Below are 21,970 nucleotides of genomic sequence, written 5' to 3'. Positions count from 1 at the left end.
CGCCCGCGCCCCACTCCGCCCTCACCATGAAAATCGAAACCGCCCTGCTTTCGGTGTCCGACAAGACCGGCATCGTTGAATTTGCCCGCGCCCTGGCCGCGCGCGGCGTGCGCCTGCTCTCGACCGGCGGCACCGCCAAGCTGCTGGCCGAATCCGGCCTGAACGTCACCGAGGTCGCCGCCCACACCGGTTCGCCCGAGATCCTGGACGGCCGCGTCAAGACGCTGCATCCGAAGATCCACGGCGGCCTGCTGGCGCGCCGCGACAGCGCCGAGCACATGGACACCATCAAGGCGGCGGGCATCGACCGCATCGACATGCTGGTGGTCAACCTCTACCCGTTCCGCGAAACGGTCGCCAAGCCCGGCTGCACCTTCGCCGACGCGGTCGAGAACATCGACATCGGCGGCCCGGCCATGCTGCGCGCCGCCGCCAAGAACCACGGCACCGAAGCCGGCGGCGTGACCGTGGTCATCGACCCGGTGGACTACTCGCGCGTGCTGGGCGAAATGGACAAGGGCGGCAACACCTCCTATGGCCTGCGCCTGGAACTGGCCGGCAAGGTCTACGCCCACACCGCCGCCTATGACGGCGCCATCGCCGCCTACCTGAGCAGCCTGGCCGAAGCCGAACCCAAGCAGGACGCCGCCCCGGCCCGCAACGAATGGCCCGGCACGCTGACGCTGCAGGTCAAGCAGCAGCAGGCCCTGCGCTACGGCGAGAACCCGCACCAGACGGCGGCCTTCTACGTCGATCCGCAGCGTCCGGCCGGACTGCTTGGCAACTACCGTCAGCTGCAAGGCAAGGAACTGTCGTACAACAACATCGCCGACGCCGACGCGGCCTGGGAATGCGCGCGCAGCTTCGAGGCGCCCGCCTGCGTCATCGTCAAGCACGCCAACCCCTGCGGCGTGGCCGTCGCGGCCAACACGCTGGGCGCCTACCAGCAGGCGTTCAAGACCGACCCGACCTCGGCCTTCGGCGGCATCATCGCCTTCAACCGCCCGGTCGACGCCGCCACGGCCGAAGCCGTCAGCGCGCAGTTCCTGGAAGTGCTGCTGGCGCCGGCCTATGACGGCGCGGCGCTGGCCATCCTGGCCGCCAAGAAGAACGTGCGCGTGCTGGAAGTGCCGATGGGCGCCGGCCAGAACGCCTTCGACGTCAAGCGCGTGGGCGGCGGCTGGCTGGTGCAGACCCCGGACGCCTACAACGTGCCGCGCGACGCGCTCAAGGTCGTGACCAAGCGCCAGCCCACCGAACAGGAAATGGACGACCTGGCCTTCGCCTGGAAGGTCGCCAAGTACGTCAAGTCCAACGCCATCGTGTTCGTGGGCGGCGGCATGACGCTGGGCGTGGGCGCCGGCCAGATGAGCCGCATCGACTCGGCCCGCATCGCCTCGATCAAGGCCGAGAACGCCGGCCTGACGCTCAAGGGCTCGGCCGTGGCGTCGGACGCGTTCTTCCCGTTCCGCGATGGCCTGGACGTGGTGGTGGCGGCGGGCGCGACCTGCGTGATCCAGCCCGGCGGCAGCGTGCGTGACGATGAAGTCATCGCGGCGGCCGACGAGCACGGCATCGCCATGGTGCTGACCGGCACCCGCCACTTCCGCCACTGATGCGCATCCTCGGCATCGATCCCGGCCTGCGCCGCACCGGCTTCGGCGTGGTCGATGCCGACGGCATGCGCCTGCGCTACGTCGCCAGCGGGACCATCGTGGTCCCGCCGTCGCTGGCGCTGTCCGAACGCCTGAAGGTCATCCTGGACAACCTGCGCCAGGTGGCGCAGGAAACCCGGCCGGACGTGGCCGCGCTGGAAATCGTCTTCCTGAACACCAACCCCGCCTCGACCCTGCTGCTGGGCCAGGCGCGGGGCGCGGCGCTGTGCGCGCTGGCCGACAGCGCGCTGGCCGTGCACGAATACACCGCGCTGCAGATCAAGAAAGCCGTGGTCGGCACCGGCCGCGCCGCCAAGGAGCAGGTGCAGATGATGGTCCAGCACCTGCTGTCCCTGGACGGCACGCCGGCCCCCGACTCGGCCGACGCGCTGGCCTGCGCCATCTGCCACGCGCACGCCGGGCCGCTGCAGGACAAGCTCGGCCGCCTGGGCGCGGCGCTGGGCGGCGGCCAGACCCGGCTGCGCAACGGCCGCCTGGTCGGCTGAGCCGCCCCGCCCTCCCGCGGCCCGCGCCGCGCGTATAGAATCCCCGCATCCCCCCGCGCACCCGCGCGGCTCCACTTTTCACGCCATCTTCCCGCCATGATCGGACGCATCACCGGAACCCTGATCGAGAAACTGCCGCCCACCGTCTGCGTGGACGTCAACGGACTGGGCTACGACATCGACGTGCCCATGAGCACGCTGTACGCGCTGCCCGAGAACGGCGCGCGCGTCACGCTCTACACGCACCTGACGGTGCGCGAGGACGCCCACATCCTGTATGGCTTCGCCACGGCCGGCGAACGCAGCGCCTTCCGCGAGCTGATCAAGGTCAGCGGCATCGGCGCGCGCACCGCGCTGTCGGTGCTGTCCGGCCTGTCGGTGGCCGACCTGGCCCAGGCCATCACGCTGCAGGAATCCGGCCGCCTGACCCGCGTGCCGGGCATCGGCAAGAAAACGGCGGAACGCCTGCTGCTGGAAATGCGCGGCAAGCTCGGCGCCGACATCGGCGCCCAGGCGCATGCCACGCCCGACAATCAATCGGACATCCTGAACGCGCTGCTGGCGCTGGGCTACTCGGAGAAGGAGTCGCTGTCGGCGCTGAAGACGCTGCCCGAAGGCGTGGGCGTGTCCGACGGCATCAAGCTGGCGCTCAAGGCGCTGGTGCGCTGACATCGCGACCCGCGCCGGCGGCGGGCGCTACAGATAGCTGGGCGCCACCGTTTCCAGCCCGGTCGGCACCACTCGCAGCTCGGGCGCCATCGGTCCGGAACAGACGTTATCGCTGCGCAACGAATCCAGGTTGTCGCGCGACATCAGCGGCTCGCCGGGCAGGCATTCGAAAAACAGCGCCTGCAGGCGGCCCAGGCCCATCGGCATGGGCCAGACCTGACGCGGATGCCCGCTCCAGGCGGCGCACAGACGCACGATCTCGCCCAGCGTATAGACCTGCGGTCCGCCCAGCTCATAGGTCTTGCCGCAGGCGTGCGTGTCGTCCAGCGCCGCCGTCATCGCGGCCACCACGTCGCCCACATAGACCGGCTGCATGCGCGCGTGCGCGCCCGCCAGCGGCAGCACGGGCAGCCAGCGCGCCAGGCGGGCGAAAAGGTTGGTGAAATTGTCATCCGGGCCGAACACCACGGACGGACGGAAGATGGTCCAGCCGCCGTCGCGCCAGCCTTCGAGTTCCTTGCGCACGGCGGCCTCGCCGTCGCCCTTGGAGCGCTGGTACATGCTGGCGCCGGCGGAATCGGCGCCCAGCGCGCTCATGTGCAGCAGGCGTCGCACGCCCTGCCGCCGGCAGGCCTGCGCCACCCGCTGCGGCAACGTCACGTGCGCACGGGCGAAATCGGAGCCATAAGGCTTGCCGGCCTTGCCGTGCAGGATGCCGACCAGGTTGACAGCGGCGTCGCAGCCGCGCAGCAGGCGGTCCAGCGTGGCGTCGTCGTGGACGTCGTCGGCCGTGAGCGTGACGCCGGGCAGGATCTGCAGATCCCGCCCGCGGCCATAGCTACGGGTGGGCACCAGGATCTGGTGCTGTCCGCCGCCGGAAAGCCGGGCGACCAGGCGACGGCCGATGAAGCCGGTGCCGCCGATGACAAGGATACGCATGAGCAGCCCCTGTTCGTCAGGATTCAGCCCGATTCTGCCTTGCGGTCAACGCATCCGCAAGGGCGCGCCGGCGTTGAAAAATCAAATGGAGAGCAGTTTGGCGTAGGCCGGCAGGTCGACGTTGCCGCCGCTGATGACGATCCCCACGCGCGCGCCGCGCACCGGCACCACGTTCTGCAGCACGGCCGCGGTGGACAGGCAGCCGGTCGGCTCCACCACCATCTTCATCCTTTCGGCGAAGAACTTCATGGTCGCCACCAGCTGATCGTCGGTCACGGTGACGATGTCGCGCACGTACTTCTGGATGAGCGGGAAGGTCAGGTTGCCCAGGTGGGTCGTGGCGGCGCCGTCGGCCAGGGTCTTGGGCGCGGGAATTCGGACCACTTCACCCTTGCGCAGCGATTGCTGGCCGTCGTTGCCGGCCTCGGGCTCCACGCCGTAGACCAGGCAGCGCGGGCTCAGCGCATAGGCGGCCAGCGCCGATCCGCTCAGCAACCCGCCGCCGCCCAGGCAGACGAACAGGTAATCCAGCTCGCCCACTTCCTCGAACAGTTCCTTGGCCGCCGTGCCCTGCCCCGCGATCACGTCCTCGTGGTCGTAGGGCGGGATCAGCGTGGCGCCGGTCTCGGCCTGGATGCGGCGGGCGATTTCCTCGCGGTCCTCGGTGTAGCGGTCGTAGGTCACGATCTTGCCGCCGTAGCCCTCGGTGGCGGCGCGCTTGGCCGCGGGAGCGTCCAGCGGCATGATGATGGTGGCCTGCACGCCCTGCATGCGCGAAGCCAGCGCGATGGCCTGGGCATGGTTGCCGGACGAGAACGTCACCACGCCGGCGGCGCGCTGCGCCGGGGTCAGGCGCGCGATGGCGTTGTAGCCGCCGCGAAACTTGAACGCGCCCATGCGCTGGAAATTCTCGCACTTGAAGAACAGCGAGGCCCCGGCGATCGCGTCGGCGGTGGCCGAGGTCAGCACGGGCGTGCGGTGCGCGTGGCCGGCCAGGCGCTCGCTGGCGCGGACGATATCGTCGTAGCTGGGGAGATTCGTGGGCAAATCAGGCTGCATGGGACGGGTCCTCAGATCGCGGGGGTCGAAACCCTGGGATCATATACCTGCCCGGACCGTCCCGCCGCGCGGCCGGCCCGCCACGGCTACTTGCCGAACAGATCCCCGCTACCGCTGGCCGCGCCGGCAGGCGGCGTCAGCCCGAGATGACGCCAGGTGGTCAGCGTGGCGGTGCGGCCGCGCGGCGTGCGCTGCAGATAGCCGTGCTGGATCAGGTAGGGCTCGATCACGTCCTCGATGGTGTCGCGCTCTTCGCCGATGGCCGCCGCCAGGCTGTCCACGCCCACCGGTCCGCCGTCGAACTTGTGGATGATGGCTTCCAGCAGCTTGCGGTCCATCAGGTCCAGCCCTTGCGGATCGACTTCCAGCATGGCCAGGGCGCGGCCCGCCACGTCGGCGTCGATGGTGCCGCGCGCCTTGACCTCGGCGTAATCGCGCACGCGCCGCAGCAGGCGGTTGGCGATGCGGGGCGTGCCCCGGGCGCGGCGCGCGACCTCGGCGGCGCCGTCCGGCGTGATTTCGGCGTTGAGCAGGCCCGCGCTGCGCGTGACGATGTGGCCCAGGTCGGCGGCGTTGTAGAACTCCAGCCGCGAGACGATGCCGAAGCGGTCACGCAACGGATTGGTCAGCATGCCGGCGCGGGTGGTGGCGCCCACCAGCGTGAAGGGCTGCAGGTCCAGCTTGACGCTGCGCGCGGCGGGGCCCTCGCCGATCATGATGTCGATCTGGAAATCCTCCAGCGCCGGGTACAGGATCTCCTCGACCACGGGCGACAGGCGGTGGATCTCGTCGATGAACAGGACGTCGTTCTTTTCCAGGTTGGTCAGCAGCGCTGCCAGGTCGCCGGGACGCTCCAGCACCGGGCCGGAGGTCTGGCGCAGCTGCACGCCCATTTCATGCGCGATGATGTGGGCCAGCGTGGTCTTGCCCAGGCCCGGCGGGCCGAACAGCAGCACGTGGTCCAGCGCCTCGCCGCGCTTGCGAGCGGCGGCGATGAAGATCTCGAGCTGTTCGCGCGCGCGCTGCTGGCCGACGTACTCCTGCAGCGCCTTGGGCCGCAGGGCGCGCTCGATGGATTCCTCGTTGGGCGACGCGGGCTGGGGCGCCACGATGCGGGCGGCGTCGGGACGGGAGGAGAGCGAATCGGACTGGATGGCCATGGTGCGGAAACGGCTAGGGACAATGCAACGAGCATCGTACCGTAGATGGCCCGGCCGGGCGCGCCACCCCGTGGACGGATCCGCCCACTAGGCGGCTTCCGACAGGGGCAGGCGCACGCGCACGCACAAGCCGCCCGAGTCGGCCTGACGCAATTCCAGCGAGCCGCCGTGGGCGCGGGCGATGGCCTCGGCCAGCGCCAGCCCCAGGCCCACGCTGCCGGTGCGGGTGCGGGCGTCATCCAGGCGGCTGAAGGGCCGCAGGGCCTCGCGGCGGCGCTCGGGCGCGATGCCCGGGCCGTGGTCGGCCACGTCCAGCACCGCGTGGCGCCCCTCCCGGTGCAGGCTGACGTCGACCGGGGGCGCGCCGTGGTTCAGCGCATTGCCGATCAGGTTGTCCAGCAGGCGGCCCAGCGCGACGGCGTCCGCCTGCACCACCAGGGCCGGATCCTCGGCGCCGTGCAGCCGGATGTCGGTGCCCGCGCCCTGCCAGGCGCGCACGCGCTCGCCCAGCCAGTCCTGCAGCGCCATGGACGCATACCGGTAGGCCGCCGGATCGGTGCCGCGCACGAAGCCGATGAACTGGTCGACCATGTGCTGCATGTCCTGGAGATCCGCGCGCAGGCCGTCCTTGAGCTTGGAATCGTCGGCCAGCTCGATGCGCAGCCACATGCGGGACAAAGGCCCCTTCAGGTCATGCGGCAGCCCGGCCAGCAGCGTGCGCCGCACGGAATCCGATTCGGCCAACGCGTCCAGCATAGCGTTGAAACGCTCGCCCAACGCCCGGGTCTCGGTCGGACCGGCCGGATCCACGCGTTGCGGCTGTCCGGCGGCCAGGCGGTCGGCGGCATCGGCCAGGCGCGTGAGCGGACGCGTGATGTGCCAGGAAAATCCGACCGCCAGCAACAGCAACAGGCCCAGGCCGCCCAGCCAGGCCGCGGCCAGCGGCGTGGACACGGGCGGATCCAGGCGCTCCAGCGGGATCACCAGCCATTCGCGCAGGCGCGGCACGTCCTCGCTGTCGGAATTGGGCGCCAGCGAAATGAAGATCTCGGGCGTGGGGCCGCGCGACAGGGCCACGCGCGTGCCGTCGTTCAGGCGTTCATTGAGCTGCTGCACCAGTCCGCGCAGGTCGCGGCGGACATCGTCGACCTCGGACCGATAGGGCGAACCGCCCTCGCGGCGGTCGAGCATGCGCTCGGCCGCGCGGGCGGCGGAGCGTTCCTCGTCTTCCTCGCGGGTCATGTCCCCCGGCGCGCGCGGCACGGGCGTGGCGTTGACCGGCGGCGGCCTCGGCCCGCCCCGGGGCGGCGGCGGATGGCGGCCGCCGAAGCGCTGCAACCGCGCCTCGATCGGCAACACCCGCGACCACAGCCGCCACTGGTTCTGCGAGGCCGCGCGCACGAATTCCGCGCGCTCCTCGGCCGGCACCTGCGAAACGGCCGCGCGCAAGGTGCGGATCGTGGTCACGATATAGCCGATGGCCACGTCTTCCATGAACTTGTGGCGGAAGTACGTGACCGTGACCAGCGTGGCGGCCTGCGTCAGCAGCACCGCCCCCAGGATCAGCAGAATCAGCCGCGCACGCAAGGAGCGCGGCACCAGGAACCCAAGAGAGAATCGCATCACTTATCCAAACCGCCGCCACACCATATGCCACCCAACCAAACAATGCCCTCCCGCCGACCTGGGCAACGCGGATCCGGCTCCGCCGGTCCGCAGTTGCGCCCCCTCGAGGGGGAAGCGCGCAGCGCTTCGGGGGTGGGCTTCATCCGTTATGGGGAAAAGCGGTAGCCGATGCCCCAGACAGTCTGTATCCAGCGCGGCTGCTTGGGATCGGTCTCGATCACGCGGCGCAGCCGCAGGATGGCGATGTCGATGGCCCGATCGTTGCGCTCGCCGCCATCGTCATCGCGCGCCAGCGCCAGCAGGCGCTCGCGCGACAGCGGCTTGCCGGCGTTGCGCACCAGCGCCTCGAGCAGGTTGATTTCACCGCCGGTCAGCTTCACCACCACCTGCTCGCGCGACAGCTGGCGGGTCGCGGGATCGAACACGAAGGGGCCGAAGGCGACGGGCGCGTCCTTGGTCAACGCGGACGGACCGCGCTTGCGGCGCAGCACGGCCTCGATGCGCGCCAGCAATTCGCGCGGGTCGAAGGGCTTGCCGACATAATCGTCGGCGCCGGCCTCCAGGCCGATGATCCGGTCCACCGCCTCGTCGCGCGCGGTCAGCAGGATGACGGGGATGTCCTCGCCCTGTTCGCGCAGCCGGCGGCAGGCGTCGGCGCCGTCGCCGCCGGGCAGCATCCGGTCCAGGACCAGCAGGTCGGGCGCATAACGGGTGATGCGATTGGCCAGGTCGCTGGCGTCCGGCGCCAGCAGGGTGTCGTAGCCGTGCCGGTTCAGGTAATCGGCCAGCAATTGCCGCAACGCCGGGTCGTCATCGACAACCAGCAATTTGGTGTGGGGATTTTCCATGGATGCCATAGTGGGCCGCTCCGCGCCCGGCCGCAAGAGCCAGGAAATCATCTGAAATATACCCGTTGCACGACGTTTGCCGAATTTACCTGGTCTTTCCATGCGCGGGCGGCGCCGGCCGGACAGGCGCCGCCCCGGACGTAAAATAGGTTCCGCTTGCAGCCGCTGGTCCGGTTTTATAAGAATCGTTTACAGATGTGGCGGCGCGCATTTTCTACACTGCATGTCTATGGCCGTTCCCGCACCCTGGCGCGGGCGGCTGTCGTGTGTCGCGCTGACGGCGGCTTGCGCCTGCCCGCTGGCGCCGGCCGTCGGCGGTCCGCTCGAAGCGCCCTCAACCTATCCGCCCTACGCCGGCGCCCCGCAATATGCCGCCCGCGGCATCGGCGCGCTGTCGCCCGTGCAGCCGGTGCCGGTGCGTCCGGCTCCGTCCTTCGACAATCGCGCCGTGCCGCTGGACCCCACGCCCTGCGACCTTCGGCCGGCCGAACCCGGTCAGGACAGCGCCGTGCAGCCGCCCCCTGGCCAGGCCCCGGAAGACGGCGCCGCGATCCCCGGCCTGGGCGCCTCGCTGTCCGGCGATGGCAGCGGTGACGCCGCGCCCCCCGCCGCTCCGCTGGGCTGCGGCCAGGAGGCGCCGCCCGAACCGCCGCCGGAATATGCGCTGGACCTGGAGAGCGCCGACATCCCCCGCGGCCCGGTGATGGTGTACTCCGGCGTCTCGCGGCGCTCGCGCGCCTGGTTTTCCTCGGTCGGCGGACAGGGCGGGCTGCGCTACGGCGACCAGAACTGGATCTACCGCGACACCAGCGGCCCGGCCGTGGCGGTCGGCAACCTGAATACCAACGCCCCGTTCTGGGGCAGCGCGGCGCCGGTCGGCGGCCTGCAGATCTCGAACTGGACAGGTTCAGGCGCCGCCTTGCCGGAAGGCCGCTTCGGCTACTCCTCGTCGGTCGGCCGGCTCAACCGCATGGACCCCGGCGCCAGTTCCGGCGCCGTCGACTACGGCGCCTCGGTGGGCAGCGGCACGGTACGCTACGGCCTGACGCCGGCGCTCACCGTCGAGGGCCAGATGCAGAGCGCGCCCACCCTGACCACCCGCGGCATGGGCACCACCTACCAGGCTGGCGACTACGGCACGATCCAGGCCGGCGCCACGCAAAGCTCCTTCGACGCGGTCAACGCCTGGCGCTACCGCTTCGGCTACAACGTCGACGTGTCCGAGAACCTGAACCTGGGCTATACCAACGAGCAGATCGGCGCCGGCTTCGGCGACCTGTCCAGCTACGGCGGCGGCGGCGTGGGCACCGCGCAAACCCGCAACACGCTGTCCGCCGGCGTGCCCATCCATGGCTGGGGCACGCTCAGCGGTACCTATTCCGGCTTGCGCGAAGGCACCACGCTGTCATCGCAGCGCGTCGGCCTGGCGCACAGCATGTTCGTGGCGCCGACCGTGAAGCTGGCGGTGGGCGCGGACCGCGACATTCTTACCGGCAATTACGAATGGCGCGCCAACCTGAGCATGCCGGTGGACACCTTCATGCGCGGCACCTGGCTGCAGTGGTAGCCCCGGCCTCGCGGCGGACGGAAAAGTCATCCCCGGCCGCCGCCCGCCGGATTGGGGCTTAAAATCCCCGCCATGATGCTTCCGGCCTACCCCCATGTCTGACGCGCGCGCCCTTGAAATCCTGCAGCGCGTCTTCGGTTACGAATCCTTCCGCGGCGACCAGCAAGCCATCGTCGACCAGGTGATCGGCGGCGGCGACGCGCTCGTGCTCATGCCCACCGGCGGCGGCAAGTCGCTGTGCTATCAGATCCCCTCGCTGGTGCGCGAAGGCACCGGCATCGTCGTGTCGCCGCTGATCGCGCTGATGCAGGACCAGGTCGACGCGCTGACCGAACTCGGCGTGCGCGCCGCGTTCCTGAACTCGACCCAGGAATGGCAGGTCGCCCGCGACGTGGAGCGGGCCTTCCTGGCGGGCGAGCTGGACCTGCTGTACGTGGCGCCGGAACGCCTCCTGACCGACCGCTGCCTGCAACTGCTGGAACGCGGCCGCATCGCGCTGTTCGCCATCGACGAAGCGCACTGCGTGTCTCAATGGGGCCACGACTTCCGCCCGGAATACCTGGGCCTGTCGATGCTGCACGAGCGCTGGCCCGACGTGCCGCGCATCGCGCTGACCGCCACCGCCACCGCGGCCACCCGAAGCGAAATCGCGCAGCGCCTGTCGCTGGACGAAGCGCGCCATTTCGTCTCCAGCTTCGACCGCCCCAACATCCGCTACCGCATCGTCGAAAAGAACGAGGTGCGCAAGCAGCTGCTGGACATGATCCAGAACGAGCACGAGGGCGAATCGGGCGTGGTCTATTGCCTGTCGCGCGCCCGGGTCGAGGAAACCGCCGAATTCCTGTGCAACCAGGGCATCGACGCCATGCCCTACCACGCCGGCCTGAGCGCCCAGGTGCGCGCCACCAACCAGTCGCGCTTTCTGCGCGAGGACGGCGTGGTCATGGTGGCCACCATCGCCTTCGGCATGGGCATCGACAAGCCCGACGTGCGCTTCGTGGCCCACATCGACCTGCCCAAGTCGGTGGAAGGCTACTACCAGGAAACCGGCCGCGCCGGCCGCGACGGCCTGCCCGCCACCGCCTGGTTGGCCTACGGCCTGCAGGACGTGGTGCAGCAGCGCCGCATGATCGACGAATCGCCTGGCGATGAAGCCTATCGCCGGCGCCTGGGCCAGCAGCTCGACGCCATGCTGGGCCTGTGCGAGACGGTCGAATGCCGCCGCGTGCGGCTGCTGGCCTACTTCGGCCAGCACATCAGCGCCTGCGGCAACTGCGACGTCTGCCTGGACCCGCCGCAGGCCTGGGACGGCACGGTGGCGGCGCAGAAAGTGCTGTCGGCCGTGTACCGTCTATGGAAGGAACGCGGCCAGCGCTACGGCGCCGGCCACATCATCGATATCCTGCGCGGCAAGTCCACCGAGCGCACCAAGCAGCACGGCCACGAGACGCTGAGCGTCTTCGGCGTCGGCGCCGACCTGAGCGACACCGCCTGGCGCGGCGTGCTGCGCCAACTGCTGGCGCAGGGCCTGCTGACCGTGGACAACGAGGGGTACGGCACGCTGGCGCTGACCGAAGGCAGCCGCGCCGTGCTCAAGGGCGAGCACCAGCTCATGCTGCGTCGCGAATCCGAAAAGAAGGGCCGCGCGAGCAAGACCGGCAGCGGACGCGCCAAGGCCGCCGCCGTGGACCTGCCGCCGGAACTGCAACCGCTGTTCGAGGCGCTGCGCGCCTGGCGCGGCGAAGTGGCCAAGAGCCACGGCGTGCCGGCCTACGTCATCTTCCACGACGCCACGCTGCGCGAGATCGCGCTGGCCCAGCCCGAGACGCTGGACGCGCTCAGCCACATCAGCGGCGTCGGCGCGCGCAAGCTCGAAGCCTACGGCGAGGAAATCCTGCAGCGGGTGGCCCGCCCCATCGTCTGAGGCCGTCAAAACGCAAGCGCGGCGCCCGGGCGCCGCGCTGTGCACGCCGCGCGGCAAGCGCCGCGCACAGGTTCCGCGCCCCGGGTCAGGGCGACGGCGGCGGCAGCAGCGGCACCGGCGGGCGCTCCTTGCCGAACACCGAGCGGTACGCCAGGATGTTGAACACCAGCACCACCGGAATCCCGATCACCGCACCCGCCATGACCAGCCGCATCGAACCGAGCGCGCCGGCGCCGTCCCACAGCGTCATGTCGTCCAGGATCAGGTAGGGGAACAGGCTGTAGGCCAGCCCGCACAGCATCAGCAGGAACAGCGCCACGCACAGCACGAAAGGCAGCCAGCTGAAACGGTCGGCCTGCCCCGGCAGCCGCGCCAGCAGCATTTCCGCCGCGACGAAACCGCCCAGCATCAGCACCCAGACCGTGGCCGCGAGGCTCAGGTGGGCGATGTTGCTCCACTTGTAGAAGATGCCCGCGTTGGCCAGGCCCAGCGTCACCGCGATCGCCACCATGCCCACGGCCGTCCAGCGGATGGCGTGGCGGGCCCAGTTGGCGGCCCGGCGCTGCAAGTCGCCATCCACCCGCATCACCAGCCATGACGCGCCCAGCAGCACATAGGCCGCCACCGCGCACAGGCCCACGAACAGCGCGAACCAGCCATAGCCGGCGTCGGACTGGTAGCCGGTGGCGATACGGCCCAGCAGCATGCCCTGGCCGAAGGCCGTCATCAGCGACCCCGCCCAGAAGGCGAAGATCCAGCGCGGCTTGTGCTCGTTGCGGGCGCGGATGCGGAACTCGAACGCCACGCTGCGCAGCACCACGCCCAGCACCATGAAGGTCAGCGGGCCATACAGCTTGCCCAGCACCGCGCCCCAGGCGAAGGGAAAGGCCGAGGCGAACAGGCCCATGCCCAGCAGCAGCCAGAACTCGTTGGCGTCGCGCCAGGGGCTGAGCAGGCTCATCATGCGGCCGCGCTCTTCGGCCGGCGCCAGTTGCAGCAGGATGCCCACGCCCAGGTCGAAGCCGTCCAGCACAACGCCGGCGGCGATCACCACGAACAGCAACGCCATGAAGGCCAGCGGCATCCAGAACGAGGGATCGTCGGGATTGAGCCCTTGCGAAGCGGCCAGCATCGCGATCATTGCGCACCTCCGCCCAGTTTGCGCACCGGCACCACGCCGTAGCGCGCCGCGTGGAACAGCATCCCGGCGAACGCGGCCAGCAACAGCGCGTACAACAGGCCGTAGCCGATCAGGCCGTACAGCACCGCGCCGGACGAGGCCGTGCCCAGCACCTCCGTCTGCGTGATGGTGCCGTTCACCACGAAGGGCTGCAGACCGATGATCGACACCCACCAGCCCGCCACCACCGCGATGCCGCCCGAGAACATCATGCCGCACAGCGTCCGCAGCCATCCGCGCGGCAGGCCGGACGGATCCAGCCCGCGCCGCCAGGTCCACATCAGCGTGACGCAGGACGCGACCAGCATCAGCAGTCCCAGCCCGACCGCCACGCGCAGCGACCAGAAGGTCAGCGCCACGGGCGGCAGCATGCCGGAATACTTGTCCAGCCCTTGATAGGAGCCGTCGTCATTGCGGTGCAGCCAGCGGCCGCCGGCATTGGAGATGGCCAGTTCGGCCTGATTCTGGTGCGACAGCGCGTCCGGCCAGGCGAACAGCACCAGGTTGGGCCTGGCGCCGCTTTCCCAGTAGCCCGCGGCGGCGGCGGCCTTGGCCGGCTGGTACTTGGCCATCACCTGCGCCGCGCCCACCACCGCCGGCCCTTGCAGCAAGGCGGCGGCCGCGGCGATGACCAGCGCGGCCTTGAAGGCGCAGCGCTCGCCGTCGCCCAGCGGCCGGCGCAGCGCCTGCAGCGCCGTCACGCCGATGATGAGAAACGCGGCCGCCAGGGCCGAGCCGAGCGCCACCTGCGCCATGCGCCAGCCGATCGACGGATTGAACACCACGGCAGCCCAGTCATAGACCTGATAGCGGCCATCCACCAGCAGCGCGCCGTCGGGCGTCTGCATCCACGATTGCAGGGCCAGCACCCAGAACACCGCCACCAGCTGGCCCACCGCCACCATCAGCACCGCCAGCGTATGGGCGCCGTCGGACACGCGGCGCTGGCCGAACAGCATGACGCCGAGGAAGCAGGACTTGAGAATGAAGACCGACAGGATGCCGTAGCCCAGCAAGGGGCCGGCCACATTGCCGATCTTGTCCATCAGGCCCGCCCACAGGCTGCCAAGCTGGATCAGCACCGGCACGCTGGCCGCCAGCGTCAGCACGAAGGACAGGGCGAAGATGCGAACCCAGAAGCGATAGGCGGCGGTCCAGCCGCCGTTGCCGCTCATGCGGGCGCGCAGCTTGAAGAACAGCAGGATCCAGGCCAGCGCCAGGGCGACGGACAGGAACAGCGCCAGGAAACTCAGACTGGTCACGAACTGCGCACGGGCCAGTGATAGAGTGGATATATCCATGATGCCAACAGGGTAGACAGGCCCATAAGTGTAGAGCCTGTCCCCGGAAGATGGGAGCCATTTGCAACCCGGCTTGACCAGCCCCCGGAGGCCCTCCTTGCGGATCATGGCAAAATTGACGCTTTGTCGCCGCTTTTTCCTATTCTTTCAAGAATGACTTCCGCCCCGACGCCGCCTTCCTCGCCGACTCCGGCCGCCGCCGCCCCCGCGGCCGCGTCCAATTTCCTGCTGAACATCGTCACGGACGATCTCCAGGCCAACCGCTACCAGGACAAGCGCTGGGCGGGCAAGCCCGGCCCGGCGGCGGTGCAGCAGCAGGGTCAGCCCGACCCGGCCCGGATCCGCACGCGCTTCCCGCCGGAGCCCAACGGCTACCTGCACATCGGCCACGCCAAGAGCATCTGCGTGAACTTCGGCCTGGCGCGTGACTTCGGCGGCGTCTGCCACCTGCGCTTCGACGACACCAATCCCGAGAAGGAAGACCAGGAGTACGTCGACGCCATCATCGAGGCCGTGCACTGGCTGGGCTTCGACTGGAAGGCCGACGGCAACGACAACCTGTATTTCGCCAGCGACTACTTCGGCTACATGTACGAGTTCGCCGAAGCGCTGATCGAGGCCGGCCACGCCTACGTGGACGCGCAGAGCGCCGACGAAATCCGCGCCAACCGCGGCACGCTGACCGAACCGGGCGTCAACTCGCCCTGGCGCGACCGCCCGGCCGCCGAATCGCTGGCGCTGCTGCGCGAGATGCGCGACGGCAAGCATCCTGACGGCAGCCTGGTGCTGCGCGCCAAGATCAACATGGCCTCGCCCAACATCAACCTGCGCGACCCGGTCATGTACCGCGTGCGCCACGCCCATCACCACCGCACCGGCGACAAGTGGTGCATCTACCCGATGTACAGCTGGGCCCACCCGGTCGAGGACGCGCTAGAAGGCATCACGCACAGCGTCTGCACGCTGGAATTCGAAGACCAGCGCCCGTTCTACGACTGGATCCTGGCGCGCCTGGCCGAACTGGGCAAGCTGGCGCAGCCGCTGCCGCGCCAGTACGAATTCGCCCGCCTGAACCTGAGCTACATCGTCACCAGCAAGCGCAAGCTGCTGCAACTGGTGCGCGAAGGCCACGTCGACGGCTGGGACGATCCCCGCATGCCGACCATCTTCGGCCTGCGCCGCCGCGGCTACACCGCGTCGTCGATCCGCCTGTTCTGCGACCGCACCGCCGTGTCCAAGTCCGACTCGCGCATCGACTACAGCCTGCTGGAGCAGGCCGTGCGCGACGACCTGGATCCGGTGGCCGCGCGCTCGGTGGCGGTGCTGGACCCGCTCAAGCTGGTCATCACCAACTACCCCGAGGGCCAGAGCGAAACCTGCACGGCGCCGCGCAATCCGCACGACCCCGAGGCCGGCCAGCGCGAATTCCCGCTGACGCGCGAACTCTGGATCGAGCGCGACGACTTCCGCGAGGAAGCGCCGAAGAAGTACTTCCGCCTGTTCCCCGGCAACACTGTGCGCCTGAAGTACGGCTACGTGGTGCGCTGCACCGGCTTCACCAAGAACGAGGCCGGCGAGGTCGTGGAAGTCCAGGCCGAATACCTGCCGGACACCAAGAGCGGCACGCCGGGCGCCGACAGCGTCAAGGTCAAGGGCAACATCACCTGGGTCAGCGCCGCGCATGCCGTGCCCGCGCAGATCCATCTGTATGACCGCCTGTTCGCCGACCCCCGCCCGGACGGCGGCGACAAGGATTTCCTGACCTGCCTGAACCCGAACTCCAAACAGACCGTGACGGCCTGGCTGGAACCGGGCACCGTGGCGACGCCGGGCGCGACCTGGCAGTTCGAGCGCCTGGGCTACTTCACGGCGGACCTGAAGGAATCGACGGCGGAAAACCCCGTCCTGAACCGCGTCGTCACCCTGCGCGACTCGTGGGCGCAGGGCTGATTCCGGTTGCTTCGGCCGAAGGGCGCCTCCGGGCGCCCTTTTTGCATCTCCGAGGCCCGACCGGGCCGTCGAGGCAAGCGTCCGGGCCGGTGGCAAAAGGCGGAAAACACCCCGATTTCCCCTGAGCCAAACCGGAAGAAACCGCCCCCGGCGGGTTATCATGCCCGACATCCGCGCGCCGGCGGAACGGGCCCTTTTTCCCGTGCCCGGCCGCCGTCCCACACCAAGATGAACACTGAATCCCTAGCCCTGGACTTCAAGAGCGCCACCCTGTATGCGATCCGGGTGGTCCTGCACAGCGCCGATCCCGAGCGCCTGAGCGCCGCGCTGGCCAAGCGCATGGCCGACGCCGGCAGCTTCTTCGAGAACGAACCCGTGGTGGTCGATGCCAGCCGCGTCGAGGAAACCATCGACTGGCCGGCGCTGATCGCCGCGCTGCGCGGGCACAACCTGCCGCCCATCGGCGTGGTGGCCGAAGGCGCCAACCTGGAAGCGGCCCGCAAGGCGGGCCTGACGCCCGTGGAACTGTCCACTCCGGCCCCGCGTCCCGCCCAGGCGGTGGACATGGCCCCTGCCAATGACGTCTCCACGCCGGTGCCCTCGATCCAGGCCGCCGCCGTGACGACCGCGCCCGCGCCCAGCGACATCGCCGAACCCGCGTCCTCCGGCAAGGCCGCGCCCTCGCCCAACCCCATGCCGGAACGCGAGGCCGCCAGCGCCACCTCGGCGCCTGCCCCGACCGCCTTCGCGCCGCACTCCTCGTCGGCGCTGGTCATCACCAAGCCGCTGCGCTCGGGCCAGCGCGTCTATGCGCGCCACACCGACCTGGTGGTCATCGGCATGGTCAGCCAGGGCGCCGAGGTCATCGCCGACGGCAACGTGCATGTGTACGGCCCGCTGCGCGGCAAGGCCATGGCGGGCGCGCGCGGCGATGCCACGGCCCGCATCTTCACCACGCACCTGGACGCCGAGCTGCTGGCCGTTGCCGGCGTGTATCGCGTGGTCGAGGACAAGCTCGACCGCTCGCTGCACAACCAACCGGCGCTGGTCCGACTGGACGGCGACACGCTGCGCATCGAGGCCCTGAAGGCCTGACGCAACACCCGATTCGCGCAAGGGCGCAAATCAACTACACACATTCTGTAAGAAGCCTTACAAGGGCTTTTTGCTTTACGATAACGCGATTTATTCGAACATAAGGGTTTGATCGTCATGACACGCATCGTTGTGGTGACTTCCGGCAAAGGCGGCGTGGGCAAGACCACGACCAGCGCCAGTTTTTCCGCGGGACTCGCGATGCGGGGCCACAAGACCGCTGTCATCGACTTCGACGTCGGCCTGCGCAACCTGGACCTCATCATGGGCTGCGAACGGCGCGTGGTGTATGACTTCGTCAACGTGATCCAGGGCGAAGCCACGCTGAACCAGGCCCTGATCAAGGACAAGCAGCTCGAGAACCTCTTCATCCTGCCCGCGTCGCAGACCCGCGACAAGGACGCGCTGACCCAGGAAGGCGTGGAAAAGGTCATCAACGACCTGAAGGAAATGGGCTTCGAGTACATCGTCTGCGATTCGCCGGCCGGCATCGAGACCGGCGCGCTGATGGCCGCCTACTTCGCCGATGACGCCATCGTCGTGACCAACCCCGAAGTCTCGTCGGTGCGCGACTCCGACCGTATCCTGGGCATCCTGGCCGCCAAGTCCAAGCGCGCCGTGGAAGGCAACGAGCCGGTCAAGGAATTCCTGCTGCTCACGCGCTACAACCCCAAGCGCGTGGTCGACGGCGAGATGCTGTCGCTGACCGACATCGAGGACATCCTGCGCATCAAGCTGATCGGCGTGATCCCCGAATCCGAAGCCGTGCTGCAGGCGTCCAACCAGGGCCTGCCGGCCATCCACCTGAAAGACACCGACGTGTCCGAAGCCTACAAGGACGTCGTCGCCCGCTACCTGGGCGAAGACAAGGCCCTGCGCTTCACCGACTACGAAAAGCCCGGTTTCCTGAAACGCCTGTTCGGAGGCAAGTAAGCAATGTCCTTCCTGTCGTTTCTGCTCGGTCAAAAGAAAACGTCCGCCTCCGTCGCCAAGGAGCGGCTGCAGATCATCCTGGCCCACGAGCGGGGCCGTGGCGATTCGCCCGACTACCTGCCGCAGCTGCAGCAGGAACTCATCGCCGTGATCTCCAAGTACGTCAAGATCAACCCCGAGGACATCAAGGTGCACCTGGAACGCCAGGACACGCTGGAAGTCCTGGAGGTGAAGATCGAGATGCCGCAAGGCGAGACCTCGAGCCCCAACGCCTGACGCCCGCCGGCGGGATCGCAAGTTCCCGCCCGCGCGCAACGAAGCTCGGCCGCCACGCGGCGGCCGGCCAAAGCAAAACGCCCGGCATCGCGCCGGGCGTTTTTTCATGGGTGGCCGGAATGCGGCCGCCGCGTCAGCGCCGCTTGCCGACCTGGTCGCCGATCACGCCGCCGATGGCCGCGCCGCCGACCGTGCCGAGGATGCCGCCGTTGGTGATCACCGCGCCGGCCACGCCGCCCAACGCGGCGCCGCCCACGGTGCTTTTCTGGCGATGGCTCATGCTGTCCCACGACGAGCAGCCCGCCATGGTGACAGCCAGCGCGGTCGCCGCGCAGATCTTGGTGATGGATGCGATTTTCATGATGGGACTCCTGTTCTTGTTCCCGGAAAAGCGCTGGATCCTGCTGGTTGCGAGCGCGCGCTTCCCTCTTGGGTTGGAGCCTTCAGGATCGCAAAATATTCGCCTGCGCGCTGTGAAGTTTGCCCAGGAATTGTGTCAAACAGCGAGATAATCTTTGCGTTCCCTGGGGACAATGTTGCAGCCGGGGCCGCTATTTGACCAGACGTAACACGTCGCGAAAGCGCGGGTGCTCGCAGGTTTCCATCCACTCGAAAATCGCCATTTCGGTGGTGACGATATCCGCGCCATGCGCCCGCGCGCGGCGCAGCGCCGCATGATGGTCGGACGGCTTGCGCGAACCCGCCGCATCGGACACCAGCACGGCGCGATAGCCCATCTCGGTCAGCCCGATCACGGTCTGCAGCACGCAGATGTGCGCCTCGCAGCCCGTCACCAGCACGGTCTTGCGCGCGGCCGGCAGCCAGCCCTCGAAGCCCGGCTCGCGCGCCGACGAGAAGTGCATTTTCTGGAAGGTCGATTGCACCAGTTCGGCCAGCGGCGCCACGGTCACGCCCAGCATCTTGCTGTGATGCTCGGTGGCGACCACCGGCACCTCCAGCAGCCGCGCGGCCTGGGCCAGCTTGACGTTGGCCGCCAGGACCGCATCGCCGTCGTGGATCACGGGCATCAGGCGGCCCTGCATGTCGACGATGAGCAGCGTGGAATCGGAGGCTGGCAGCAGCATGGGGGATCTCCAGGAAAGCGGGCGCGGCAGCGAGCGCCGCACGGTTGACTCAATGATATCGCGGCGCCCGGCGATGGCCGAGTGAATGGCTACAGGTGAAAACTGAAAGATCACTCGGGATCATCGCGGATTGCCCCTGGCCGTCTCGGGATGGCATTCAGGGTGGGCGAACTTTCTCCCAAGCCGGCGAGGCGTTTGGCGGCCTCTCTCTGCACGAGTTGCCTCAACGCGCTTTGCACAAGCGCTGACGTAGCCTGGATTCCCGTGTATGAATGCGCCAATTCAAGCAACTCGTCGTCCAGCGTCACGGTGGCGCGCATGTCGATCTCCTGCATGGCGAGTGAACAGGGATGCACCTCAAACGAGGAGGGCCTTCATTCCACCATCCAAAAAAAACCCGGCACGAACGGGCCGGGATTTTCGGACTGCCTAACAGGACGCCTTAATTCAAGGACACCCTGCTTCAAGAACGCCTTACTTCAGCGCCTTGTACCGCAGGCGCTTGGGCTTGGCGCCCTCGTCGCCCAGGCGGCGCTTCTTGTCGGCTTCGTATTCCTGGTAGTTGCCGTCGAAGAACACGACTTGCGAGTCGCCTTCGAACGCCAGGATGTGCGTGGCGATGCGGTCCAGGAACCAGCGATCGTGGCTGATGACCATGACGCTGCCAGGGAACTCCAGCAGCGCGTCTTCCAGGGCGCGCAGCGTTTCGACGTCCAGGTCGTTGGACGGCTCGTCCAGCAGCAGCACGTTGCCGCCGGCGATCAGCGTCTTGGCCATGTGCAGGCGGCCGCGTTCGCCGCCGGACAGCTGGCCCACGACCTTGTTCTGGTCGCCGCCCTTGAAGTTGAAGCGGCCCAGGTAGGCGCGCGAGGACATCTCGAACTTGCCCACCGTCAGCAGGTCGGCGCCGTCGGCCACGGCGTCGAACACGGTCTTCTTGTCTTCCAGCGCGTCGCGCGACTGGTCGACGTAGGCCAGCTTGACGGTCTGGCCGATCTTGACCTCGCCCGAATCCGGCTGCTCGCGGCCCGCGATCATGCGGAACAGCGTCGATTTACCGGCGCCGTTGGCGCCGATGATGCCGACGATGGCGCCCGGCGGGATCTTGAAGCTGAGGTTGTCGATCAGCAGGCGGTCGCCATAGGCCTTGCTGACGTTGTTGAATTCGATGACCTCGTTGCCCAGGCGCTCGCCCACCGGAATGAAGATTTCCTGGGTTTCGTTGCGCTTCTGGTATTCGTAGGACGACAGTTCCTCGAAGCGGGCCAGGCGCGCCTTGGCCTTGGCCTGGCGGCCCTTCGGGTTCTGGCGCACCCACTCCAGTTCCTTCTTGATGGTCTTCTGGCGGGCCGACTCGGAGGCCTCTTCCTGCTTGAGGCGGTCTTCCTTCTGCTCCAGCCAGGAGCTGTAGTTGCCCTTCCACGGAATACCGTAGCCGCGATCCAGTTCCAGGATCCATTCGGCGGCATTGTCCAGGAAGTAGCGATCGTGGGTCACGCCGACGACAGTGCCGGGGAACTTGTGCAGGAACTGCTCCAGCCACTCCACGCTTTCGGCGTCCAGGTGGTTGGTGGGCTCGTCCAGCAGCAGCATGTCGGGCTTGGACAGCAGCAGGCGGCACAGCGCCACGCGGCGCTTCTCGCCGCCGGACAGCTTGCCGACGATGGCGTCCCAGGGCGGCAGGCGCAGCGCGTCGGCGGCGATTTCCATCTGGTGCTCGATGTCGGCGGCGCCGCGGGAGGCGGCGGCGATGATGGCTTCAAGCTCGGCCTGCTCGGCGGCCAGCGCGTCGAAATCGGCGTCCGGCTCGGCGTAGGCCGCATAGACCTCGTCCAGGCGCTTCTTGGCCGTGACCACCGCGCCCAGGCCTTCCTCGACGGCCTGACGCACCGTGTGCTCGGGGTTGAGCTGCGGTTCCTGCGGCAGGTAGCCGATGTTCAGGCCCGGCATGGGGATGGCTTCGCCTTCGATCTCGCGGTCCACGCCCGCCATGATCTTCAGCAGCGTCGACTTGCCCGAGCCGTTCAGGCCCAGCACGCCGATCTTGGCGCCAGGAAAAAACGAAAGGGAGATATCGCGCAGGATCTGCCGCTTCGGCGGCACGATCTTGCCGACGCGGTTCATGGTGTAGACGTATTGGGCCATGGGCTCGTATCGGATATGAGACTGGGAAACCGTCGATTGTAGGCCGGAACCC

20 protein-coding genes are annotated in these 21,970 nt (G+C 68.6%); 9 read left to right on the top strand and 11 right to left on the bottom strand.

Annotated features, from left to right (window positions below; genetic code table 11):
- Positions 1–26 precede the first annotated feature (26 nt).
- From purH to ruvA, 3 genes are all read left to right on the top strand, one after another.
- Positions 27–1,616 carry a bifunctional phosphoribosylaminoimidazolecarboxamide formyltransferase/IMP cyclohydrolase gene (gene purH, locus AC6LJ5_RS10890; RefSeq protein ID WP_103272672.1) on the top strand — a complete coding sequence of 530 codons (1,590 nt, stop codon included), beginning with the start codon at positions 27–29 and terminating at the stop codon, positions 1,614–1,616.
- A complete protein-coding gene (ruvC, locus tag AC6LJ5_RS10885) occupies positions 1,616–2,161 on the top strand; it encodes a crossover junction endodeoxyribonuclease RuvC (RefSeq protein WP_212315136.1) in 546 nt (181 codons plus the stop codon). The genes purH and ruvC overlap by 1 nt, the downstream gene beginning before the upstream one ends.
- Positions 2,162–2,257: 96 nt before the next feature.
- Positions 2,258–2,830, top strand: coding sequence for a Holliday junction branch migration protein RuvA (gene ruvA / locus AC6LJ5_RS10880; RefSeq protein WP_103272670.1), 573 nt, complete (start codon positions 2,258–2,260; stop codon positions 2,828–2,830).
- Between the two features lie 27 nt (positions 2,831–2,857).
- Here ruvA and AC6LJ5_RS10875 read toward each other — a convergent pair whose 3' ends face one another.
- The 5 genes from AC6LJ5_RS10875 to AC6LJ5_RS10855 form a co-directional block, all read right to left on the bottom strand.
- On the bottom strand, positions 2,858–3,769 hold the full coding sequence (locus AC6LJ5_RS10875; protein ID WP_103272669.1) for a complex I NDUFA9 subunit family protein: 912 nt from the start codon (positions 3,767–3,769) through the stop codon (positions 2,858–2,860).
- A gap of 81 nt (positions 3,770–3,850) precedes the next feature.
- The gene (locus AC6LJ5_RS10870; RefSeq protein ID WP_103272668.1) at positions 3,851–4,828 is read right to left on the bottom strand and encodes a threo-3-hydroxy-L-aspartate ammonia-lyase; all 978 of its coding nucleotides are present in this window, start codon (positions 4,826–4,828) and stop codon (positions 3,851–3,853) included.
- Between the two features lie 86 nt (positions 4,829–4,914).
- Positions 4,915–5,988: a Holliday junction branch migration DNA helicase RuvB gene (ruvB, locus tag AC6LJ5_RS10865; RefSeq protein WP_103272667.1), complete on the bottom strand. Its 1,074-nt coding sequence runs from the start codon at positions 5,986–5,988 to the stop codon at positions 4,915–4,917.
- 87 nt (positions 5,989–6,075) lie between these two features.
- Positions 6,076–7,611: a sensor histidine kinase RisK gene (gene risK, locus AC6LJ5_RS10860; RefSeq protein ID WP_498140461.1), complete on the bottom strand. Its 1,536-nt coding sequence runs from the start codon at positions 7,609–7,611 to the stop codon at positions 6,076–6,078.
- 149 nt (positions 7,612–7,760) lie between these two features.
- Complete coding sequence (locus tag AC6LJ5_RS10855; protein WP_103276329.1) at positions 7,761–8,462, bottom strand: response regulator; 702 nt, start codon at positions 8,460–8,462, stop codon at positions 7,761–7,763.
- A 229-nt stretch (positions 8,463–8,691) separates the two neighbouring features.
- On the opposite strand from AC6LJ5_RS10855, the gene AC6LJ5_RS10850 reads away from it, so the two are divergent.
- Together AC6LJ5_RS10850 and recQ are read left to right on the top strand one after the other, a co-directional pair.
- On the top strand, positions 8,692–10,029 hold the full coding sequence (locus AC6LJ5_RS10850) for a fimbrial protein (RefSeq protein ID WP_498140460.1): 1,338 nt from the start codon (positions 8,692–8,694) through the stop codon (positions 10,027–10,029).
- A 94-nt stretch (positions 10,030–10,123) separates the two neighbouring features.
- On the top strand, positions 10,124–11,953 hold the full coding sequence (recQ, locus tag AC6LJ5_RS10845; protein ID WP_103272664.1) for a DNA helicase RecQ: 1,830 nt from the start codon (positions 10,124–10,126) through the stop codon (positions 11,951–11,953).
- An 85-nt stretch (positions 11,954–12,038) separates the two neighbouring features.
- Here recQ and AC6LJ5_RS10840 read toward each other — a convergent pair whose 3' ends face one another.
- Both AC6LJ5_RS10840 and AC6LJ5_RS10835 read right to left on the bottom strand, forming a co-directional pair.
- A complete protein-coding gene (locus tag AC6LJ5_RS10840) occupies positions 12,039–13,094 on the bottom strand; it encodes a cytochrome d ubiquinol oxidase subunit II (RefSeq protein WP_103272663.1) in 1,056 nt (351 codons plus the stop codon).
- Positions 13,091–14,434: a cytochrome ubiquinol oxidase subunit I gene (locus tag AC6LJ5_RS10835; RefSeq protein ID WP_498140459.1), complete on the bottom strand. Its 1,344-nt coding sequence runs from the start codon at positions 14,432–14,434 to the stop codon at positions 13,091–13,093. Before AC6LJ5_RS10835 ends, AC6LJ5_RS10840 begins: the two co-directional genes overlap by 4 nt.
- A 153-nt stretch (positions 14,435–14,587) precedes the next feature.
- Between AC6LJ5_RS10835 and AC6LJ5_RS10830 the strand changes: the two genes are divergently transcribed.
- The 4 genes from AC6LJ5_RS10830 (at position 14,588) to minE (ending at position 18,688) form a co-directional block, all read left to right on the top strand.
- Positions 14,588–16,384 (top strand): glutamine--tRNA ligase/YqeY domain fusion protein, encoded by a 1,797-nt coding sequence (locus AC6LJ5_RS10830; RefSeq protein ID WP_498140458.1) that lies wholly within the window; start codon positions 14,588–14,590, stop codon positions 16,382–16,384.
- A gap of 228 nt (positions 16,385–16,612) precedes the next feature.
- Positions 16,613–17,479: a septum site-determining protein MinC gene (gene minC / locus AC6LJ5_RS10825; protein WP_103272660.1), complete on the top strand. Its 867-nt coding sequence runs from the start codon at positions 16,613–16,615 to the stop codon at positions 17,477–17,479.
- 117 nt (positions 17,480–17,596) lie between these two features.
- On the top strand, positions 17,597–18,412 hold the full coding sequence (gene minD, locus AC6LJ5_RS10820; RefSeq protein WP_103272659.1) for a septum site-determining protein MinD: 816 nt from the start codon (positions 17,597–17,599) through the stop codon (positions 18,410–18,412).
- 3 nt (positions 18,413–18,415) lie between these two features.
- Complete coding sequence (gene minE / locus AC6LJ5_RS10815; protein WP_103272658.1) at positions 18,416–18,688, top strand: cell division topological specificity factor MinE; 273 nt, start codon at positions 18,416–18,418, stop codon at positions 18,686–18,688.
- A 133-nt stretch (positions 18,689–18,821) separates the two neighbouring features.
- Here the strand turns inward: minE and AC6LJ5_RS10810 are convergent, their stop codons facing one another.
- The 4 genes from AC6LJ5_RS10810 to ettA all read right to left on the bottom strand — a co-directional run bounded on the left by AC6LJ5_RS10810 (position 18,822) and on the right by ettA (position 21,918).
- Positions 18,822–19,049: a YMGG-like glycine zipper-containing protein gene (locus tag AC6LJ5_RS10810; RefSeq protein ID WP_103272657.1), complete on the bottom strand. Its 228-nt coding sequence runs from the start codon at positions 19,047–19,049 to the stop codon at positions 18,822–18,824.
- Between the two features lie 190 nt (positions 19,050–19,239).
- The gene (locus AC6LJ5_RS10805; protein ID WP_103272656.1) at positions 19,240–19,773 is read right to left on the bottom strand and encodes an isochorismatase family protein; all 534 of its coding nucleotides are present in this window, start codon (positions 19,771–19,773) and stop codon (positions 19,240–19,242) included.
- A gap of 110 nt (positions 19,774–19,883) precedes the next feature.
- A complete protein-coding gene (locus AC6LJ5_RS10800) occupies positions 19,884–20,093 on the bottom strand; it encodes a type II toxin-antitoxin system VapB family antitoxin (protein WP_498140457.1) in 210 nt (69 codons plus the stop codon).
- 154 nt (positions 20,094–20,247) lie between these two features.
- A complete protein-coding gene (gene ettA, locus AC6LJ5_RS10795) occupies positions 20,248–21,918 on the bottom strand; it encodes an energy-dependent translational throttle protein EttA (protein WP_498140456.1) in 1,671 nt (556 codons plus the stop codon).
- Positions 21,919–21,970 lie beyond the last annotated feature (52 nt).

Source organism: Achromobacter sp. 1011791174, from assembly GCF_059760925.1.
Note: the sequence above shows the minus strand (reverse complement) of the source record. Positions and strands in the feature narration are given on the sequence as shown.

Excerpts from the sequence above, each read along its gene's own strand:
- purH (WP_103272672.1), top strand. The coding sequence starts at position 27 with ATGAAAATCGAAACCGCCCTGCTTTCGGTGTCCGACAAGACCGGCATC.
- ruvC (WP_212315136.1), top strand. The coding sequence starts at position 1,616 with ATGCGCATCCTCGGCATCGATCCCGGCCTGCGCCGCACCGGCTTCGGC.
- ruvA (WP_103272670.1), top strand. The coding sequence starts at position 2,258 with ATGATCGGACGCATCACCGGAACCCTGATCGAGAAACTGCCGCCCACC.
- AC6LJ5_RS10875 (WP_103272669.1), bottom strand. The coding sequence starts at position 3,769 with ATGCGTATCCTTGTCATCGGCGGCACCGGCTTCATCGGCCGTCGCCTG.
- AC6LJ5_RS10870 (WP_103272668.1), bottom strand. The coding sequence starts at position 4,828 with ATGCAGCCTGATTTGCCCACGAATCTCCCCAGCTACGACGATATCGTC.
- ruvB (WP_103272667.1), bottom strand. The coding sequence starts at position 5,988 with ATGGCCATCCAGTCCGATTCGCTCTCCTCCCGTCCCGACGCCGCCCGC.
- risK (WP_498140461.1), bottom strand. The coding sequence starts at position 7,611 with ATGCGATTCTCTCTTGGGTTCCTGGTGCCGCGCTCCTTGCGTGCGCGG.
- AC6LJ5_RS10855 (WP_103276329.1), bottom strand. The coding sequence starts at position 8,462 with ATGGAAAATCCCCACACCAAATTGCTGGTTGTCGATGACGACCCGGCG.
- AC6LJ5_RS10850 (WP_498140460.1), top strand. The coding sequence starts at position 8,692 with ATGGCCGTTCCCGCACCCTGGCGCGGGCGGCTGTCGTGTGTCGCGCTG.
- recQ (WP_103272664.1), top strand. The coding sequence starts at position 10,124 with ATGTCTGACGCGCGCGCCCTTGAAATCCTGCAGCGCGTCTTCGGTTAC.
- AC6LJ5_RS10840 (WP_103272663.1), bottom strand. The coding sequence starts at position 13,094 with ATGATCGCGATGCTGGCCGCTTCGCAAGGGCTCAATCCCGACGATCCC.
- AC6LJ5_RS10835 (WP_498140459.1), bottom strand. The coding sequence starts at position 14,434 with ATGGATATATCCACTCTATCACTGGCCCGTGCGCAGTTCGTGACCAGT.
- AC6LJ5_RS10830 (WP_498140458.1), top strand. The coding sequence starts at position 14,588 with ATGACTTCCGCCCCGACGCCGCCTTCCTCGCCGACTCCGGCCGCCGCC.
- minC (WP_103272660.1), top strand. The coding sequence starts at position 16,613 with ATGAACACTGAATCCCTAGCCCTGGACTTCAAGAGCGCCACCCTGTAT.
- minD (WP_103272659.1), top strand. The coding sequence starts at position 17,597 with ATGACACGCATCGTTGTGGTGACTTCCGGCAAAGGCGGCGTGGGCAAG.
- minE (WP_103272658.1), top strand. The coding sequence starts at position 18,416 with ATGTCCTTCCTGTCGTTTCTGCTCGGTCAAAAGAAAACGTCCGCCTCC.
- AC6LJ5_RS10810 (WP_103272657.1), bottom strand. The coding sequence starts at position 19,049 with ATGAAAATCGCATCCATCACCAAGATCTGCGCGGCGACCGCGCTGGCT.
- AC6LJ5_RS10805 (WP_103272656.1), bottom strand. The coding sequence starts at position 19,773 with ATGCTGCTGCCAGCCTCCGATTCCACGCTGCTCATCGTCGACATGCAG.
- AC6LJ5_RS10800 (WP_498140457.1), bottom strand. The coding sequence starts at position 20,093 with ATGCGCGCCACCGTGACGCTGGACGACGAGTTGCTTGAATTGGCGCAT.
- ettA (WP_498140456.1), bottom strand. The coding sequence starts at position 21,918 with ATGGCCCAATACGTCTACACCATGAACCGCGTCGGCAAGATCGTGCCG.